At 65.2% G+C, this 15,938-nt stretch carries 17 protein-coding genes; 11 read left to right on the forward strand and 6 right to left on the reverse strand.

Annotation, left to right across the window (positions count from 1 at the left end; all coding sequences use genetic code 11):
• Positions 1-42: 42 nt before the first annotated feature.
• Entirely contained in the window at positions 43-732 is a 690-nt protein-coding gene (gene recO, locus PCLY_RS24040; protein ID WP_061243155.1) for a DNA repair protein RecO, read from the forward strand.
• Entirely contained in the window at positions 725-1,471 is a 747-nt protein-coding gene (pdxJ, locus tag PCLY_RS24045) for a pyridoxine 5'-phosphate synthase (protein ID WP_061243158.1), read from the forward strand. Before recO ends, pdxJ begins: the two co-directional genes overlap by 8 nt.
• A gap of 133 nt (positions 1,472-1,604) precedes the next feature.
• On the opposite strand, the gene PCLY_RS24050 is transcribed toward pdxJ, so the two are convergent.
• Entirely contained in the window at positions 1,605-2,489 is an 885-nt protein-coding gene (locus tag PCLY_RS24050; protein WP_061243160.1) for a LysR substrate-binding domain-containing protein, read from the reverse strand.
• A gap of 117 nt (positions 2,490-2,606) precedes the next feature.
• Here PCLY_RS24050 and PCLY_RS24055 point away from each other — a divergent pair, with 117 nt between their 5' ends.
• Positions 2,607-2,891, forward strand: coding sequence for a hypothetical protein (locus PCLY_RS24055; RefSeq protein WP_061243163.1), 285 nt, complete (start codon positions 2,607-2,609; stop codon positions 2,889-2,891).
• A 3-nt stretch (positions 2,892-2,894) separates the two neighbouring features.
• Here the strand turns inward: PCLY_RS24055 and cmoB are convergent, their stop codons facing one another.
• Genes cmoB through PCLY_RS24070 form a run of 3 tightly spaced genes read right to left on the reverse strand, consistent with a single transcriptional unit; the run spans position 2,895 to position 5,302 of the window.
• Positions 2,895-3,863 (reverse strand): tRNA 5-methoxyuridine(34)/uridine 5-oxyacetic acid(34) synthase CmoB, encoded by a 969-nt coding sequence (cmoB, locus tag PCLY_RS24060; RefSeq protein ID WP_061243166.1) that lies wholly within the window; start codon positions 3,861-3,863, stop codon positions 2,895-2,897.
• On the reverse strand, positions 3,860-4,603 hold the full coding sequence (gene cmoA / locus PCLY_RS24065) for a carboxy-S-adenosyl-L-methionine synthase CmoA (protein ID WP_061243169.1): 744 nt from the start codon (positions 4,601-4,603) through the stop codon (positions 3,860-3,862). Before cmoA ends, cmoB begins: the two co-directional genes overlap by 4 nt.
• A 57-nt stretch (positions 4,604-4,660) precedes the next feature.
• The gene (locus PCLY_RS24070) at positions 4,661-5,302 is read right to left on the reverse strand and encodes a lysoplasmalogenase (protein ID WP_061243171.1); all 642 of its coding nucleotides are present in this window, start codon (positions 5,300-5,302) and stop codon (positions 4,661-4,663) included.
• Between the two features lie 153 nt (positions 5,303-5,455).
• Between PCLY_RS24070 and PCLY_RS24075 the strand changes: the two genes are divergently transcribed.
• The gene (locus PCLY_RS24075; protein WP_061243174.1) at positions 5,456-6,691 is read left to right on the forward strand and encodes an RNA polymerase sigma factor; all 1,236 of its coding nucleotides are present in this window, start codon (positions 5,456-5,458) and stop codon (positions 6,689-6,691) included.
• Positions 6,692-6,755: 64 nt separating this feature from the next.
• Here the strand turns inward: PCLY_RS24075 and rapA are convergent, their stop codons facing one another.
• Positions 6,756-9,599 (reverse strand): RNA polymerase-associated protein RapA, encoded by a 2,844-nt coding sequence (gene rapA / locus PCLY_RS24080; RefSeq protein WP_061243177.1) that lies wholly within the window; start codon positions 9,597-9,599, stop codon positions 6,756-6,758.
• A gap of 161 nt (positions 9,600-9,760) precedes the next feature.
• On the opposite strand from rapA, the gene PCLY_RS24085 reads away from it, so the two are divergent.
• The 7 genes from PCLY_RS24085 (at position 9,761) to PCLY_RS24105 (ending at position 14,431) form a co-directional block, all read left to right on the forward strand.
• Complete coding sequence (locus PCLY_RS24085) at positions 9,761-10,054, forward strand: hypothetical protein (RefSeq protein ID WP_061243180.1); 294 nt, start codon at positions 9,761-9,763, stop codon at positions 10,052-10,054.
• Between the two features lie 34 nt (positions 10,055-10,088).
• Positions 10,089-10,688: an alpha-ketoglutarate-dependent dioxygenase AlkB family protein gene (locus tag PCLY_RS24090; RefSeq protein ID WP_061243182.1), complete on the forward strand. Its 600-nt coding sequence runs from the start codon at positions 10,089-10,091 to the stop codon at positions 10,686-10,688.
• The gene (locus tag PCLY_RS25090; RefSeq protein WP_177323694.1) at positions 10,685-10,846 is read left to right on the forward strand and encodes a hypothetical protein; all 162 of its coding nucleotides are present in this window, start codon (positions 10,685-10,687) and stop codon (positions 10,844-10,846) included. The genes PCLY_RS24090 and PCLY_RS25090 overlap by 4 nt, the downstream gene beginning before the upstream one ends.
• Positions 10,847-11,045: 199 nt before the next feature.
• Positions 11,046-11,162: a cytochrome c oxidase subunit CcoM gene (ccoM, locus tag PCLY_RS25375; protein WP_017361612.1), complete on the forward strand. Its 117-nt coding sequence runs from the start codon at positions 11,046-11,048 to the stop codon at positions 11,160-11,162.
• A gap of 227 nt (positions 11,163-11,389) precedes the next feature.
• Entirely contained in the window at positions 11,390-13,378 is a 1,989-nt protein-coding gene (locus tag PCLY_RS24095; RefSeq protein ID WP_061243187.1) for an FUSC family protein, read from the forward strand.
• A complete protein-coding gene (locus tag PCLY_RS24100) occupies positions 13,365-13,568 on the forward strand; it encodes a DUF1656 domain-containing protein (protein WP_041977832.1) in 204 nt (67 codons plus the stop codon). The genes PCLY_RS24095 and PCLY_RS24100 overlap by 14 nt, the downstream gene beginning before the upstream one ends.
• An 11-nt stretch (positions 13,569-13,579) precedes the next feature.
• On the forward strand, positions 13,580-14,431 hold the full coding sequence (locus tag PCLY_RS24105) for an efflux RND transporter periplasmic adaptor subunit (protein WP_061243189.1): 852 nt from the start codon (positions 13,580-13,582) through the stop codon (positions 14,429-14,431).
• Between the two features lie 266 nt (positions 14,432-14,697).
• On the opposite strand, the gene codA is transcribed toward PCLY_RS24105, so the two are convergent.
• Positions 14,698-15,933: a cytosine deaminase gene (codA, locus tag PCLY_RS24110; RefSeq protein WP_061243192.1), complete on the reverse strand. Its 1,236-nt coding sequence runs from the start codon at positions 15,931-15,933 to the stop codon at positions 14,698-14,700.
• Positions 15,934-15,938: the final 5 nt, after the last annotated feature.

Here is a 15,938-nt window from a genome sequence, read left to right on the forward strand (position 1 = left end):
CGCGCACCTTCTCATGACCTTCTCCAGGCGGTTGCCATCTTCATGACTCACGCCGCCTACGTACTGCATAGCCGCCCCTACAAGGAAAGCAGCGCCCTGGTGGACTTCTTCACCACGCAGGGGCGTTTGCGCGCGGTGCTGCGCGCCGCGCGCGGCAAGGTCGGCAGTATTGCCCGGCCGTTCGCGCCGCTTGAACTGGAACTGCGCGGGCGTGGTGAACTGAAGACCGTCGGCCGTCTGGAAAGCGCCGGTATCCCGCTACTGCTGAGTGGTGAGGCGCTGTTTTCCGGACTCTATCTCAATGAACTGCTGATCCGCCTGCTGCCGGTCGAGGATCCCCATCCGCTGATGCTCGAGCACTATGGCCTCACCTTGCAGGCGCTGGCCGCCGGTCGGCCACTTGAGCCATTGCTGCGTGCATTCGAATGGCGCCTGCTGGACGAGCTGGGCTATGGTTTCGCCCTGGATCGTGACCAGCATGATCAGCCCATCGACCCAACGGCACTGTATCGCTGGCAGCAGGACATCGGCCTGGTGCCGGTGATACAACTGCAGCCCGGCGTTTTCCAAGGCCGGGAACTGCTGGCCATGGCCGAAGCCGACTGGCAGACGCCGGGCGCGCTGGCTGCGGCCAAGCGCCTGATGCGCCAGGCACTGGCACCCCATCTCGGCGGCAGACCCTTGGTCAGCCGCGAACTTTTCATGACGCTCAAGGAGTCCAAGCGTGACTGAGGCCAATCGTATTCTGCTCGGCGTGAACATCGACCACGTCGCCACCCTGCGCCAGGCTCGCGGCACGCGCTACCCGGACCCGGTCAAGGCCGCGCTGGACGCCGAAGAGGCCGGCGCAGATGGCATCACCGTGCACCTGCGCGAAGACCGCCGGCACATTCAGGATCGCGATGTGCGCGTGCTGGCCGACGTACTGCAGACGCGGATGAACTTCGAGATGGGCGTGACCGATTTCATGCTCGGTTTCGCCGAGCAGATCCGTCCTGCGCATGTCTGCCTGGTGCCGGAAACCCGCCAGGAGCTGACCACCGAAGGCGGCCTGGACGTGGCCGGGCAGGAGGCGCGCATTGCCGCGGCGGTGGAGCGTCTGTCACTGGCCGGTTGCGAAGTTTCCTTGTTCATCGACGCCGAGGAGCGCCAGATCGAGGCGGCCATGCGTGTCGGCGCCCCTGCCATTGAGCTGCACACCGGGCGCTACGCCGATGCTCATACGGCAGAGGAGGCGGCGCAGGAGCTGGCGCGCATTCGTGATGGCGTCATCTGCGGTCTGAACCATGGCCTGATCGTCAACGCCGGCCATGGCCTGCACTACCACAATGTCGAGGCAGTGGCGGCGATCATGGGTATCAACGAGCTGAACATTGGTCATGCGCTGGTTTCCCACGCCTTGTTCGTTGGCTTCAAGCAGGCGGTGGCGGAGATGAAGGCGCTGATCGTCGCAGCGGCCGAACGCGGCTAATGGCAGGCGCGCACTGCGCCGCATAACGTTATGTCGCCGATCAACTCTCGCTCGGACGCTGACTTCTCGTAGGCTGTGCTGCGCGCACCAAGCAGGCACCGCGGTATTCCCGGTGCGCACGGCGCACCCCTACTTAGCCTTGCGCGAAGGCCTGGATCATCTGCGTGGCGAGCGCCGTGATGGCATCGTTGCTCGAGTGACCGCGAATCAGCTTGATATGGTAATTGCCCAGTGGTGGCAAGCCGTGCTCGGCACTCAGGCGGCGTAGCGGTGGTTTGACCAGGCTGCGCGGGAAGGGGGCGATGGCCAGGTCTGCGGTCATCGCCGCTTCCTGGCCGGCACACTGTTCGCAGGAATAGGCGATACGGTAGTTCATGCCTTGCCGATCCAGTGCATCGAGTGCCGTTCGCCGCCAGGGGCAACCAGGGCTGGCCAGGGCCAGCGGCAAGGGCGAACGCTGTATGGCCAGGCCTCCTTCACGTCCAGCCCAGACCAGTTCCTCGGTATAGATGATTTCGCCGCGCGAGTCGTCCAGACCATCGTTGCCGGCGTTGATCAAGGTCAGATCCAGCTCGCCGGCATCCAGCTTGGCCACCAGCTCCACGCTGCGTCCGACGTTAACCTCGACCTCCACGGCCGGATGGCTGCGGGCGAACAGGGTCAATACGCCGGGCAGCACGCGGTCGCCGATATCGTTCGGTGTACCAAAGCGCACGCGGCCGGTCAGTGCGGGGGTCAGAAAGCGGGATACCGCTTCTTCGTTGAGCTTTAGCAGGCGCCTGGCGTAACCCAGCAGCATCTCGCCCTCGGAGGTCAGTTGCACACGCCTGGCCTCACGGGTGAACAGGCGCTGGCCGAGGGTTTCCTCCAGGCGCTTGATCTGCAGGCTGATGGCCGCCGTGCTGCGAAACACCTGTGCAGCCGTGCGAGTAAAGCTGCCGCTGTCGGCGATGGCGACGAAGGTGCGCAGTACATCGCTTTCGAGAAGCGGCAAGACGGAGGGAGCTGGCGCGTTCATAATCGTTAAATATTTCTTAACTCATTGTTTGGTATTTGTCGTTTGATTGAACGATAGGCGCGTTTCATTCTGAGCGCAAGCCCGGTACGGACCGGCAGTGCAGAGGGAGGAAAAGCCATGAAAAGTTCGAATCATCACGACAAGACGCGTCCAGTCATGCCCGAGTTCTACATGCCGGCCATGTGGCCGCTGGATCTGCAGAACGCCATCGTCGACTGGATCGGCGCCTGGTTCTGGCGCCGCCGCATGCGCCGCCTGCTGGCACAGGACATCGAGGGCCGAATTCGCCTGGGCGGCGCCCGTGGCTTGGTCGCGCAGGGGGCGGGTGAACCGCTGCGCTCGATCGCACAGCGGCGGGCACGTTGGCTGCGACCGCAGGGCGGGTGCACCCGGCCGCGCTGAAGGTTACGGCTTGCGCGCCACCAGCACGGCGCGGGTCGGTGCCGGCAGGCCTTCGATGGTGCGGCTATGGTCCGCCGGGTCGAGGAACTCCGGCAGCGACTGGAAGCGCATCCACTCGGTGGCGCGTTGCTCCTCCACCGAGGTGGTGCTGACGTCGACGCAGCGCACGTCCTCGAAACCGGCGCGGCGCAGCCAGCGCTCCAGCGCCGGTACCGAGGGCAGGAACCAGACGTTGCGCATCTGCGCGTAACGGTCTTCCGGCACCAGCACCTGCTCGGCATCGCCTTCGACCACCAGGGTTTCCAGCACCAGTTCGCCACCCTTGACCAGGGCATCCTTGAGGTCGAGCAGGTGATCGATGGGTGATCGACGGTGGTACAGCACGCCCATGGAAAACACCGTGTCGAAGCCCTGCAGCTTGGCTGGCAGTTCCTCGAAGGCCAGTGGCAGGTGCCACACCGGTTGCTCCGGCAGGTAGCGCTTCATGGCCAGGAACTGGCAGAGGAACAGCCAGTTAGGGTCGATGCCGACCACGCTGTCTGCGCCTGCGCCAAGCATGCGCCACATGTAGTAGCCGTTGCCGCAACCGACATCGAGAATGCGCTTGCCGGTCAGGTCTAGGTGCGGGGCGACGCGTTGCCATTTCCAGTCCGAGCGCCATTCGGTGTCGATGTGCACGCCGAACAGCTCGAACGGGCCCTTGCGCCAGGGGATCAGGCCTTGCAGGGCGGTTTTCACCTGGGCGCGAGTGCTCTCGTCGCAGGCACCGCCAAAGGCGAAGCGCTGAGCCAGTTGCACCTCGCTCACCGGCACCTCTGGCAGTGCCTGGACGGCGCCGTACCAGCGCGCCAGATCGCCGTGACCGATGGCCAGCTTGGCATCGAGTTGCCCGGGCAGCTCGCATGTCCAGTCCTGCAGCGGGGTACCGGTCAGTTGCGCCTGCAGGGCGTCGAGGTCCAGATCGCGCATCATGGCAGGGCCACCAGCGAGGCGAAGTTCAGGCACTGGAACCAGGGCAGCACTTTGCTGAAGCCGGCCGCCAGCAGGCGCTCGCGGTGCTGCTGGAGGCTGTCGGGCAGCATCACTTTCTCGATGGCACTGCGTTTCTGGGCGATTTCCAGTTCGCTGTAGCCATTGGCGCGCTTGAAGGCGACATGCAACTCGGTGAGCAATTCGTGCTCGGCGGCGTCCTCGAAGCGCAGCTTCTCCGAGAGGATCAGCGCGCCAGCGGGCAGCAGGGCCTGGCGAATGCGCGTGAGCAGCTCCAGGCGCCGCTCCGGCGGAATGAATTGCAGGGTGAAGTTGAGCGTCACCAGTGAGGTGGGCTGCAGGTCGAGGGTGAGAATGTCGGCCTCGATCACCTGCACCGGCAGCAGCTCCTGGAACATGGCGTCCTGGGCATGCAGGTATTCGCTGCAGCGGGCGACCATGGCCGGCGAGTTGTCCACGGCGATCACCTGACAGCCATCGACGCGTACGTGGCGGCGCAGCGCCTGGGTCACCGCACCGAGCGAGGCGCCGAGATCGTACAGGGTGGTCTGCGGCTGGGCGAACTGGCCGGCGAGCACGCCGATGTTTTCGACGATGGTCGGGTAGCCGGGCACCGAGCGCTTGATCATGTCGGGGAACACCCGTACCACGTCCTCGTTGAAGACGAAGTCGGGCACCTCGGGCAGAGGCTGGGCGAATAGGCGATCGGGTTCTTGGCTCACGGCGTTCGCAACGGGTAGCGGAAAAGGCCGGCATTTTAGCCAAGTGCGGCGCAACAGTCAGGCGCTGTTGCTACGTTCGAAGGCCGAGGCAGCGATGCCCCACTGGCCGAGCCAGTAGGTGAGGATGATGGCGTAGGGCGCGGCGTCGAAGCTGGCGACGAAGCGGTCGATGCCAATCAGGCTGTCGGAGAGCACGAACAGTGCCGCGCCAACAGCGGCGAGCCAGGTGGATCGGGGCTGCAGATGCGGGTGGCCGATGCGGGCCAGGGCGCGCCAGAGCATCAGGCAGATCGCCGTCGCGTAGCAGGCCACCGGAATCAGCAGCTCGCCCAGGCCACTGCTGGCCAGTATGGCGAACATCGCGCCGCCGGCGATCAGCGCCAGCAGCAGGGCGGGCAGGGCTGGTTGCCGGCTGTCGGAGATGTAGGCGCGCAGGTAGGCCAGATGGCCGAGCAGGAAGGCGCCGAGGCCAAACACGAACAGGTCTTGCGGCCAATCCAGCAGAATGTCGCCGGCCAGGGAAAACACCAGGCCGATGCCGATCCAGCGACGGTAGGTGCCGGCCGGTGCCTGGCGCAGCCAGAGCAAGAGGGCGATCACCGGGATGCCCTTGGTCAGCAGGCTGAGCTGCGCATCGCCGGTGATCCGGCCGTAGAGAAATAGCGCAGCACCCGCCAGGCCGAGCAGCAACCAACGCATGACAAGATTCCCTTCGTTATTGGAATGGCGCGACTATGCCCAGTGAGTGCACGGCTGCCAATGCGAGGGGTGCCAAATCGAGTGACGGATTGTGCCGCCACTCGACGTCTTCGGTCGTATTGGGCAACTTAGGCGTTCGTCGAGGAGAAGCGCATGTCGATATCGCCACCTGTCACCGATCTGATCGAGCGGCTGTACCGCGAAGAGTCGCGCCGGGTGCTGGCCACCCTGATTCGCCTGCTCGGCGATTTCGACCTGGCCGAGGAGGCACTGCACGAGGCGTTTCGCAGCGCGGTCGAGCAGTGGCCGCGCGAGGGCGTGCCGGACAACCCACGTGCCTGGCTGGTGTCTGCCGGGCGTTTTCGCGCCATCGACAGTCTGCGCCGGCAGCGTCGCCTGCAGCCGCTGGATGAGCTGGCCGAGTGGCCGGACGAGCGCAGCATCGAAGACGGCGAGCTGCTCGAGGACGACCGTCTGCGCCTGATTTTCACCTGCTGTCACCCGGCGCTGGCCAGCGATGCTCAGGTGGCGTTGACCTTGCGTGAGGTCTGCGACCTGACCACCGAGGAGATCGCCCGGGCCTTCCTCTCCAGCCCCTCGACCCTGGCCCAGCGCATCGTGCGCGCCAAGGCGAAGATTCGCGATGCGCGCATCCCTTACGAGGTGCCAGGGCGCAGCGAGCTGCCGGAGCGCCTGGAGGCGGTGTTGCGGGTTGTGTATCTGGTCTTCAACGAAGGCTATTTCGCCAGCTCCGGCGACTCACTGACGCGCAGTCAGCTGTCCGATGAAGCCATTCGTCTCGGCCGTTTGCTGCTGGAGTTGCTGCCCGAGCCGGAGGTGCAGGGCCTGCTGGCGCTGATGCTGCTGCACGAGTCGCGTCGTGCGGCGCGCAGCGCAGCCGATGGCGAAGTGATTCTGCTGGAGGCTCAGGATCGCCGCCTGTGGAGCCGTGAGCTGATCGCCGAGGGCGAGGCCCTGGTATTGCAGGCGCTGCATTCGCGGCGTTTTGGCCCCTACAGCCTGCAGGCAGCGATTGCCGCCGTGCATGCCGAAGCCGCCAGTCTGGAACAAACCGATTGGGCGCAGATCGTCGGCCTGTATGACGAACTGCTGCGTCTGAATCCATCACCTGTGATCGAACTCAACCGCGCCGTGGCCCTGGCCATGCACGAGGGCGAGGAGGTCGGGCTGAGGGAGATCGAGCGCTTGCTGGCCAGCGGCGAGCTGGACGCTTACCACCTGCTGCATGCTGCACGGGCCGACCTGCTGCGGCGGCTGGGGCGCAACGATCAGGCGATTGCAGCCTACCGCCAGGCTCTGGCATTGGCGCAGCAGGGGGCTGACCGGCAGTTTCTGCAGCGGCGGCTGGAGGAGTTGGGTAGCCCGTAGCAGGCACCGCGCTGCGCACCGAGGGTGCGCAGCGCGGCTGCGCCTTACGAACGCTGAGGCTATGTCAGCCCGCCACCAGGATGCGGATCGCTTCCAGGCGCAGAGCGGCCTTGTCGAACATCGCCAGGCTCTGCTCGCGTTGCTCGCGCAGGGCCTCGATCTCGCTGTCACGCACACTCGGGTTGACCGCGCGCAAGGCGACCAGGCGCGCCAGTTCCTCGTCCAGTTCGGCGATCAGGCGGCGCTTGGCCTCACTCACGCGCTCGACATGGCGCGGCAGGATCTTGGTTTCAGCATCGTTGATCTGCTTGGCCAGCACGTCGCGCTGGGCCTGGACGAACTTGTTGGCGCTGGCACGCGGCACGCTTTCGAGCTGGTCGTTGAGCGTCTCGAAGCCGACCTTCGCCGCCAGGTCGTTGCCGTTGGCATCGAGCAGGCAGCGCAGCGCCGCCGGCGGCAGGAAGCGGCCCAGCTGCAGCTTGCGCGGGCCGACCACTTCACTGACGTAGAGCAGTTCGAGCAGCACGGTGCCGGGCTTGAGCGCCTTGTTCTTGATCAGCGCCACGGCGGTGTTGCCCATCGAGCCGGACAGCACCAGATCCATGCCGCCCTGCACCATGGGGTGCTCCCAGGTGAGGAACTGCATGTCTTCGCGGGCCAGGGCCTGGTCGCGGTCGTAGGTGACGGTGACCGCCTCGTCGTCGCCCAGGGGGAAGCTGGCGTCCAGCATCTTCTCGCTGGGGCGCAGGATAAGGGCGTTGTCGGAGTGGTCTTCGCTGTCGATGCCGAAGGCGTTGAACAGCTCTTCCATGTAGATCGGCAGGGTGAACTGGTCGTCCTGTTCGAGGATGGCCTCGACCAGCGCCTCGCCTTCGCCGGCACCGCCAGAGTTCAGTTCCAGCAGACGGTCACGGCCGCTGTGCAGCTCGCCTTCCAGGCGGATGCGCTCGGCGGTGGCCTCGTCGACCAGTTGCTGCCACTCGCCGTCGTCGGCGTTCTCCAGCATCGGCAACAGGCGCGGGCCAAACTGGTGCTGCAGGGCGTTGCCGGTCGGGCAGGTGGCGAGGAAGGCATTCAGCGCCTGGTGGTACCACTGGAACAGGCGCTCTTGCGGGCTGTTCTCCAGGTACGGCACGTGCAGCTGGATGCGGTGTTTCTGGCCGATACGGTCGAGACGACCGATGCGCTGCTCGAGCAGGTCCGGGTGGGCCGGCAGGTCGAACAGCACCAGGTGATGGGCGAACTGGAAGTTGCGACCTTCGGAACCGATCTCGGAGCAGATCAACACCTGCGCGCCGAATTCCTCGTCGGCGAAGTAGGCCGCGGCGCGATCACGTTCGAGGATGCTCATGCCCTCGTGGAACACCGTGGCCGGGATGCCGGAGCGCACGCGCAGGGCATCTTCCAGGTCCAGCGCGGTCTCGGCGTGGGCGCAGATCACCAGCACCTTGAACTTCTTGAGCATCTTCAGGGTGTCGATCAGCCATTCGACGCGCGGGTCGATGCGCCACCAGCGTTGTTCGTCGTCGATGTCTTCCTGCGCCTGATAGCTGACTTCCGGGTACAGCTCGGCGTGTTCGCCCAGCGGTAGCTCCAGGTATTCATCGGGGCTCGGCAGCGGGTAGGGGTGCAGCTCGCGCTCGGGGAAGCCCTGCACCGCGGCGCGGGTGTTGCGGAACAGCAGGCGGCCGGTGCCGTGGCGGTCGAGCAGCTCGCGCACCAGGCGCGCGCGCGCGTCTTCGTCACCGCCATCGATGGCCTCGAGCAGTTCGCGACCTTCATCACCGAGGAAACCACCGATGGCATCGCGCGCCTGGGCGCTGAGCTTGCCCTGGTCGAGCAGCTCCTGCACCGCTTCGGCGACCGGACGGTACTGGCTGCTTTCGGCGCGGAAGGCTTCCAGGTCGTGGAAACGGTTGGGGTCGAGCAGGCGCAGACGGGCGAAGTGGCTGTCCTGGCCGAGCTGTTCGGGGGTGGCGGTGAGCAGCAGTACGCCGGGGATGACTTCGGCCAGTTGCTCGACCAGGCTGTACTCGCGGCTGGCCTGTTCCGGGTGCCACACCAGGTGGTGCGCTTCGTCGACCACCAGCAGGTCCCAGCCGGCGGCGAACAGTGCGTCCTGGGCCTTCTCGTCGTCCTTCAGCCACTCCAGGGCGACCAGCGCCAGCTGGCAGTCCTCGAAGGGGTTGCTGGCGTCGCTTTCCATGAAGCGTTCGGCGTCGAACAGGGCCACGTCGAGGTTGAAGCGCCGGCGCATTTCCACCAGCCACTGGTGCTGCAGGTTTTCCGGTACCAGGATCAGCACGCGGCTGGCGCGACCGGAGAGCAGCTGGCGATGGATCACCAGGCCGGCTTCGATGGTCTTGCCCAGGCCCACTTCGTCGGCCAGCAGTACGCGCGGGGCGATGCGGTCGGCCACTTCGCGGGCGATATGCAACTGGTGGGCGATCGGTTGGGCACGTACACCGCCAAGGCCCCAGAGCGAGGACTGCAGCAGGCGACTGTTGTGTTCCAGGCTGTGGTAGCGCAGGGCGAACCAGGCCAGCGGGTCGATCTGGCCGGCGAACAGGCGGTCGCTGGCCAGGCGGAACTGGATGAAGTTCGACAGCTGGGTTTCCGGCATGGTCACCGGCTGATGCTGGGCATTGAGGCCGTGGTAGACCATCAGGCCGTCGATGTCCTCGACCTCCTGCACGGTGAGCTTCCAGCCCTCGAAATGGGTGATCTCGTCACCCGGGGCGAAGCGCACGCGGGTCAGGGGGGCATTGCGCGTGGCGTACTGACGGGTTTCGCCGGTGGCCGGGTAGAGCACGGTGAGCAGGCGGCCATCCTCGGCGAGGATAGTTCCCAGACCCAATTCCGCTTCGCTGTCACTGATCCAGCGTTGCCCCGGTTGATACTGCGCCATGCCTGTCTCCCGCGTGAAAAAGCCGGCTATGGTAACGGATGCCGAGCCGTCACCAAAGCGCTCGTGGCACTATCGGTGTGTCCGTCAGTCGAAAGTGTAGCGAGCGCGCCCTCAAGTCGCGTTTCGCGGGGCCGACAGCCTGACCAAAGGAGGTGCTGTTCATGCTGCCACCGATCCCCCATAGCCTGGTGCCGGTCACGGCCACGCAGGACGTGGTCAAGCCCAAGCCCGAGATTCCGCCGGTGACGCCTGCCGAGGGCAGTGCCAAGGAAAGTGCGCTGAGCCTGGACAAACGTCACCCGCAGGAAACCGAGGAGCTGCTGCGCGAAGAACAGCGCCGCCGCCAGCGGCGCGGCTATACCCCCGAGCAACTGGCCGAGGCCGAGCCGGAGGAGATGCAGGAAGCGCTGGGTGACCTGCCGAGACAGGGGCTTTGGGTGGATGTGGAAGTCTGAGACACTCCTTTCATTCTCTTTCTCGTAGATCGTCATGCTGTTCGCCGACCCCTTGCCCACACTCGCCGATGCCGAGCTGGATTACCTGCCCAGCTGGGTCGAGCCCGCGTGCGCCGACAGCTGGCTGCAGGCGCTGGTCGAGCAGACGCCCTGGCAGCAGCCGCAGCTGTTCATCCATGGCCGTTATCACCGAACCCCTCGGCTGACCGCCTGGTACGGCGATGCAGAGGCACGCTATCGCTATTCGGGCAAGGTGCATCAGCCGCTGCCGTGGACGCCGCTGCTCGACGAGATTCGTCAGCGGGTCATCGCCGAGGTGGGGCAGCCGCTCAACGCCGTGCTGCTCAACTATTACCGCGACGGTCAGGATTCCATGGGCTGGCACAGCGATGCCGAGCCGGAGTTGGGGCGTGATCCACTGATCGCCTCGCTCAACCTGGGCGGCAGCCGGCGTTTCGATTTGCGCCGCGTGGGCAGCACGCGCATCGGGCACTCGCTGACGCTCGAGCATGGCTCGCTACTGGTCATGCGCGGGCCGACCCAGCATCATTGGCAACATCAAGTGGCAAAGACGCGCCAAGCCTGCGCACCGCGCCTGAATCTGACCTTTCGCCTGATCCGGTTTCCGCTATGAGCAATGACGACAAGCTGATCGACTTCGCCGCCGAGCGCGACAAGCGCATCCACGACCTCAACGACAAGCGCCTCAACGAGATGCGCCAGGTCTTCGAGCAGGTGTTGCCGCTGGGCAAGGCCAAGAAGAAGTCCAAGAGCAAGCCGAAGAAGCGCTGAGCGCGCCTGCATTCCCCCGCTGCAGCGGCCGTTCGGCCGCGCCTCCAGCTTCGTACCCCCTCGATTTCTTGACCTGGATCAGTATTGCTCCTGACCCGGTCGCGCCTGCTCGCCGACCATTGATCCAGATCAATTTTCCCGCCGCCCGCGCTGATAACGTGAAGCCATCCCAGACAGACAGGCACAACAGGAGGCAGCCATGTTCGTCGATACAGTGGTTCTCGCCGGAGTCGGCACCGTTCTTCTGATGGTCGCGTTCTTCGGGGGCGTTGGTTACTTCATCTGGAAGGATGCTCACAAGCGCAAGCAGAGCTGATCCTTCCAGTTAACTGGGCACGCAAGGCAATTCGGGCGACTTCGGTCGCCCTTTTTTTTGCCCGAAATCGATGACGGCAACCCGTTGGACCGTCGCGTGCAGCTGATCTGGGCGGATCGACCCTCTGGACATATATAGTTAGCTAGCTAATAATTCGTTTTCCGCATGGAGGCGGAACCCAATCGCTACAGCTATGTTCAGAGCTGAGATTCTTTCAGGTAGCCACCGTGCGTGATTCCTTGCTGGCGTTTCTCGCGCCGAGCTCGCAAGCCGTTCAATTCGCGATCAAGACCCTGCTCGGCGGTGGTCTGGCGCTGTGGTGCGCGCTGCGTTTCGGCCTGGAGCAGCCGCAGTGGGCGCTGATGACCGCTTTTATCGTCGCCCAGCCGCTGTCCGGCATGGTGGTGCAGAAGGGCCTGGCGCGGTTGCTCGGTACCCTGGTCGGCACCTTCATGGCGGTGGTGATGATGGGGCTGTTCGCCCAGGCGCCGCTACTGTTCCTGCTGGCCTTCGCCCTGTGGCTGGCACTGTGCACGGCTTCCTCGACCATGCTGCGCAGCGCCTGGTCGTACTCCTTTGTGCTGGCTGGTTATACCGTGGCGATCATTGCCTTGCCGGCCATCGGCAAGCCACATGTGGTGTTCGACGAAGCGATCGCCCGCTGCACGGAAATCAGTCTGGGCATCATCTGTGCGACCCTGAGCAGTGCCTTGCTCTGGCCGCAGCGGGTCGAGCGACAACTGGCGCAGCAGGCGCGCGATGCCTGGCAGGCCGGTGTCGCGGCTTCGCGCCAGGCGCTGGCGGGTGAAGCCGACTCGCGGCAGGGTTTGCTGGAGGTGCTGGCGCGCATCGTTGCCGTGGATGCGCAGCGCGAGCATGCCTGGTTCGAGGGTGCGCGCGGTCGTCAGCGTGCGGTGGCGTTGCGCGTGCTGAGTCGAGATCTGCTCGGCATGTTGCGTCTGGCGCGTGGCGTGGCGCGGCAGTGGCGACAGCTGAGCAGCGACGAGGCGCAGGCTGTCGCGCCCTGGTTGCAGGTGGTGGATGAGCGTCTGCAGCAGGCGCAACCGCAGGGCCTGCTGGAGCTGGTCGAACAACTGCGCAGTGCGGCGCAGGACGATGAGTTGAGCGGTGGCCAGCAGTTGTGCCTGGAGCGGCTGATGGTGCTGCTGTTACGCGTCGAGGATGCCAGTCGCGCCCTGCTCGCGGTCGAGGAGGGCAGGGCCCCGGCCGATGCGCCGCGCCCTTTGTCCTGGCACCACGACTGGCAGACGGCCCTGGTCTATGGCTCGCGCAGCGCGCTGACGTTCCTGACCCTGGCCGGGTTCTGGCTGGCCACTGGCTGGACGCATGCCACCGGCGCGCTGCTCCTGGCCTGTGTGGTCTGCAGCCTGTTCGCCCGGCTCGAAGTCGCACCGCAGATCGGCATGATGTTCCTGCGCGGTATCTTCTATGCGCTGCCGGTGGCGTTTTTCGTCGGGCAGATACTGATGCCGCAGATCGATGGTTTCGTGATGCTCTGCATGGTGCTCGGTGTACCGCTGTTCTTCGGTGTGCTGGGCATGGCCAAACCGGCGACGGCCGCTACCTCGACCTCGTTCTGCCTGCATTTCATCGTGCTCTGTCTGCCCATGCCAGGTGTCGGTTACAACGTCGAGTTCTTCCTCAATGAGGCTCTCAGCATGCTGGTGGGCGTGAGTTGTGCGGTGATGGCCTTCAAGTTGGTGGTGCTGCGTAACCCCGTGTGGCACGGACGGCGCCTGATGCAGGCGATCCTGACCGACCTCGGGCGCCTGACCCGCCGAGATCTGGGGCGCGCGGAAAACTGGTTCGGCGGACGTATGGCTGATCGCCTGATTCAGCTTGCGCGGCATTATCCGGCGCGTCCGGATCAAGCACGCAGTCGCTGGGACGATGGTGTGGCTGGTCTCGATCTGGGTGATGAACTGCTGCATCTGCGCAAGTGTCTGGCCAATGCCGATGCCGGCTTGGCACGGTCGCAGCGGCGGTTTCTGGAGCGTCTCGATGAGGCGTTGGAGCATGGCCCCGCGCCCGGCCGTGAAGACGACCTGAACCGACCTGTGGCCGAGCTGCAGGAGGCCCTGCGCGCCTGCACGCCGAGTATCGACAAGCGTTTGGCCGAGGCGGCGCTGTTGCAGCTGCAGAGCGGCTGGCGCCAATGGTGCCAACTAAGAGGAGGGGCACATGGGCTTGCATGAATGGTCGCTGGGCGGCGTGTTGCTCAGCCCGATGGCGGCCTACGCGGTATTGGCGCTGTTGCTGACCGGCGTGTTGCGCCTGAGCTTGCAGCGTATCGGGCTGTCGCGCTGGATCTGGCACGAAGCTCTGTTCGATTGTGCCTTGTATGTCTGCGTGCTGGCGGCGGTAATCGCCGTCCTGGCGCATTAAGGAGAGAAAGCATGCGTTCGACCATTCGAGTCGGCATCACCCTGGTCATGGTGGCGGCGGCGATCTTCGCCGGCTCCTGGATCTGGCAGCACTACATGTACTCGCCCTGGACGCGAGACGCCCGCGTGCGCGCCGATGTGGTGACCATCGCCCCGGACGTGTCCGGCTGGGTGGTCGAGCTCAATGTGCGCGACAACCAGCAGGTCAAGGCGGGTGATCTGCTGATGAGCATCGACCGCGAGCGTTACCAGGCCGCGGTGGAAAAGGCCAAGGCGGTGGTGGACGTTCGCCGCCAGCAACTGAGCCTGCGCGAACACGAGGCCTCGCGGCGCTCGCGCCTGGGCGCCCAGGCAATCAGCGCCGAACTGCTGGAGAACGCGCAGATCAACGCCGATATGGCGCGCAGCGAATACCACGAAGCGCAGGCCGACCTGCATATGGCCGAGCTGAATCTGGCGCGCAGCGAAGTGCATGCCCCGCGCGATGGACAGATCACCAACCTGGTGCTGGCGCAGGGCAACTACGCCAAGGCCGGGCAGGCCGTGATGGCGCTGGTCGATACCCAGTCGTTCTACGTGCAGGCGTATTTCGAGGAGACCAAGCTGCCGCGCATTCAGGTCGGTGCGCCCGTGCAGGTGTGGCTGATGGGGGGGGATCAGCAGCTTCGTGGCGAGGTGGCGAGCATCAGTCGCGGCATCACCGACCGCAACGCCAGCCCGGACGGGCAACTGCTGGCCGATGTCGAACCGACCTTCAACTGGGTGCGCCTGGCGCAGCGTATTCCGGTGCGTATCAAGCTCGATGAGGTGCCCGAAAGCCTGGTGCTGAGCGCTGGCATGACTGCCAGCGTGCGGGTGGAGTAGGGCGCTTTCGCACTTGTAGGAGCGGCTTCAGCCGCGAGCTCTTCAAGGGTAATCGCGGTTGAAGCCGCTCCCACGGTCGCTGTTCGCATGAGGATTATCGTGTCTGCTCTTCTGCCGTTTGTGGGGGATCAAACTGGGCGATGTGCCCAAGTGATGGCTTGAGCGACGCATGGCCCCAGCATGCGGAAGAAGTAGGGCGTGTAGGAGTGGCTTTAGCCGCGCCCTTGACAGGTTATCGCGGCTGAAGCCCCTCCCACATTTGAGCGTCAGGCGCGTTCGATCTGCGCCGGAGTGCGGCGCATCAGCACCTTGCCGTGACGCACCGATACCAGCGCATGGCCCTGGCTGCGCACCATCTCGTAATCGTCCGGCGCCGAGAGGATCAGTAGATTGGCCGGGCGACCCACTTCCAGACCGTACCTTTCACCCAGGTTCAGCGCGCGCGCCGAGTTGTCGGTGATCAGATCCAGGCTGCGCTTGAGGTCTTCGTAGCCGAGCATGTGGCAGATGTGCAAACCCGCTTCGAGGATGCGCAGGATGTTGCCGTTGCCCAGCGGATACCAGGGGTCGACGATGGAGTCCTGGCCGAAGCAGACGTTCATCCCGGCGCGGTCGATCTCCGCCACGCGGGTCAGGCCACGGCGTTTTGGGTAGGTGTCGAAGCGGCCCTGCAGGTGGATGCTTTCGGTGGGGCAGGAGATGAAGCTGATGCCGCTCATCTTCAGCAGGCGGAACAGCTTGGAGCAGTAGGCGTTGTCATAGGAGCCCATGGCCGTGGTGTGGCTGGCGGTGACCCGCGCGCCCATGCCGCGCACGCGAGCTTCCTCGGCCAGCACTTCGAGAAAGCGCGACTGCGGGTCGTCGGTCTCGTCGCAATGCACGTCCACCAGGCAGCCTGTGCGTTCGGCCAGATCCATGAGGAACTTGATCGACGACACGCCCTGGTCGCGAGTGTTCTCGAAATGCGGGATGCCGCCGACCACGTCGGCGCCCAGCTCGATGGCCTGTTCCATCAGCGCGCGACCATTGGCGTAGGACTCGATGCCCTCCTGCGGGAAGGCGACGATCTGCAGGTCGATCAGGTGGCGGGTTTCCTCGCGCACTTCGAGCATGGCCTTGAGTGCGGCCAGGGTCGGGTCAGTGACGTCGACATGGGTGCGCACGTGCTGGATGCCGTGGTCGACCAGCATGTCGATGGTCTTCCTGGCGCGGGTCTTGGTGTCTTCATGGGTGACCAGCGCCTTGCGCTCGGCCCAGCGTTCGATGCCCTCGAACAACGTGCCACTCATGTTCCAGGCCGGCTCACCGGCGGTAAGGGTGGCGTCGAGGTGGATATGCGGCTCGACGAAGGGCGGCACGACGAGATTGCCGGCAGCGTCGAGATCGTCCGCGGCTGGGGTAGCACTGGCGGTCTGGGCGTCGATTGCAGCGATCTGGTCGCCGCTCAGGGTGATGCGGTAAAGGCCGTCGCGGCCACGCAGGCGGGCATTGTGGATGATCATCGGGG

This window comes from Ectopseudomonas composti (assembly GCF_001567565.1).
Taxonomy (GTDB): Bacteria; Pseudomonadota; Gammaproteobacteria; order Pseudomonadales; family Pseudomonadaceae; genus Aquipseudomonas; species Aquipseudomonas composti_A.

What these genes read in the sequence shown, in the direction of transcription:
- PCLY_RS24050 (WP_061243160.1), bottom strand. Translation starts at nt 2,489, where the DNA reads ATGAACGCGCCAGCTCCCTCCGTCTTGCCGCTTCTCGAAAGCGATGTA.
- PCLY_RS24070 (WP_061243171.1), bottom strand. Translation starts at nt 5,302, where the DNA reads ATGCGTTGGTTGCTGCTCGGCCTGGCGGGTGCTGCGCTATTTCTCTAC.
- PCLY_RS25090 (WP_177323694.1), top strand. Translation starts at nt 10,685, where the DNA reads ATGAGCAATGACGACAAGCTGATCGACTTCGCCGCCGAGCGCGACAAG.
- cmoB (WP_061243166.1), bottom strand. Translation starts at nt 3,863, where the DNA reads ATGATGCGCGATCTGGACCTCGACGCCCTGCAGGCGCAACTGACCGGT.
- PCLY_RS24085 (WP_061243180.1), top strand. Translation starts at nt 9,761, where the DNA reads ATGCTGCCACCGATCCCCCATAGCCTGGTGCCGGTCACGGCCACGCAG.
- PCLY_RS24105 (WP_061243189.1), top strand. Translation starts at nt 13,580, where the DNA reads ATGCGTTCGACCATTCGAGTCGGCATCACCCTGGTCATGGTGGCGGCG.
- recO (WP_061243155.1), top strand. Translation starts at nt 43, where the DNA reads ATGACTCACGCCGCCTACGTACTGCATAGCCGCCCCTACAAGGAAAGC.
- PCLY_RS24055 (WP_061243163.1), top strand. Translation starts at nt 2,607, where the DNA reads ATGAAAAGTTCGAATCATCACGACAAGACGCGTCCAGTCATGCCCGAG.
- PCLY_RS24090 (WP_061243182.1), top strand. Translation starts at nt 10,089, where the DNA reads ATGCTGTTCGCCGACCCCTTGCCCACACTCGCCGATGCCGAGCTGGAT.
- codA (WP_061243192.1), bottom strand. Translation starts at nt 15,933, where the DNA reads ATGATCATCCACAATGCCCGCCTGCGTGGCCGCGACGGCCTTTACCGC.
- PCLY_RS24075 (WP_061243174.1), top strand. Translation starts at nt 5,456, where the DNA reads ATGTCGATATCGCCACCTGTCACCGATCTGATCGAGCGGCTGTACCGC.
- rapA (WP_061243177.1), bottom strand. Translation starts at nt 9,599, where the DNA reads ATGGCGCAGTATCAACCGGGGCAACGCTGGATCAGTGACAGCGAAGCG.
- PCLY_RS24100 (WP_041977832.1), top strand. Translation starts at nt 13,365, where the DNA reads ATGGGCTTGCATGAATGGTCGCTGGGCGGCGTGTTGCTCAGCCCGATG.
- ccoM (WP_017361612.1), top strand. Translation starts at nt 11,046, where the DNA reads ATGTTCGTCGATACAGTGGTTCTCGCCGGAGTCGGCACCGTTCTTCTG.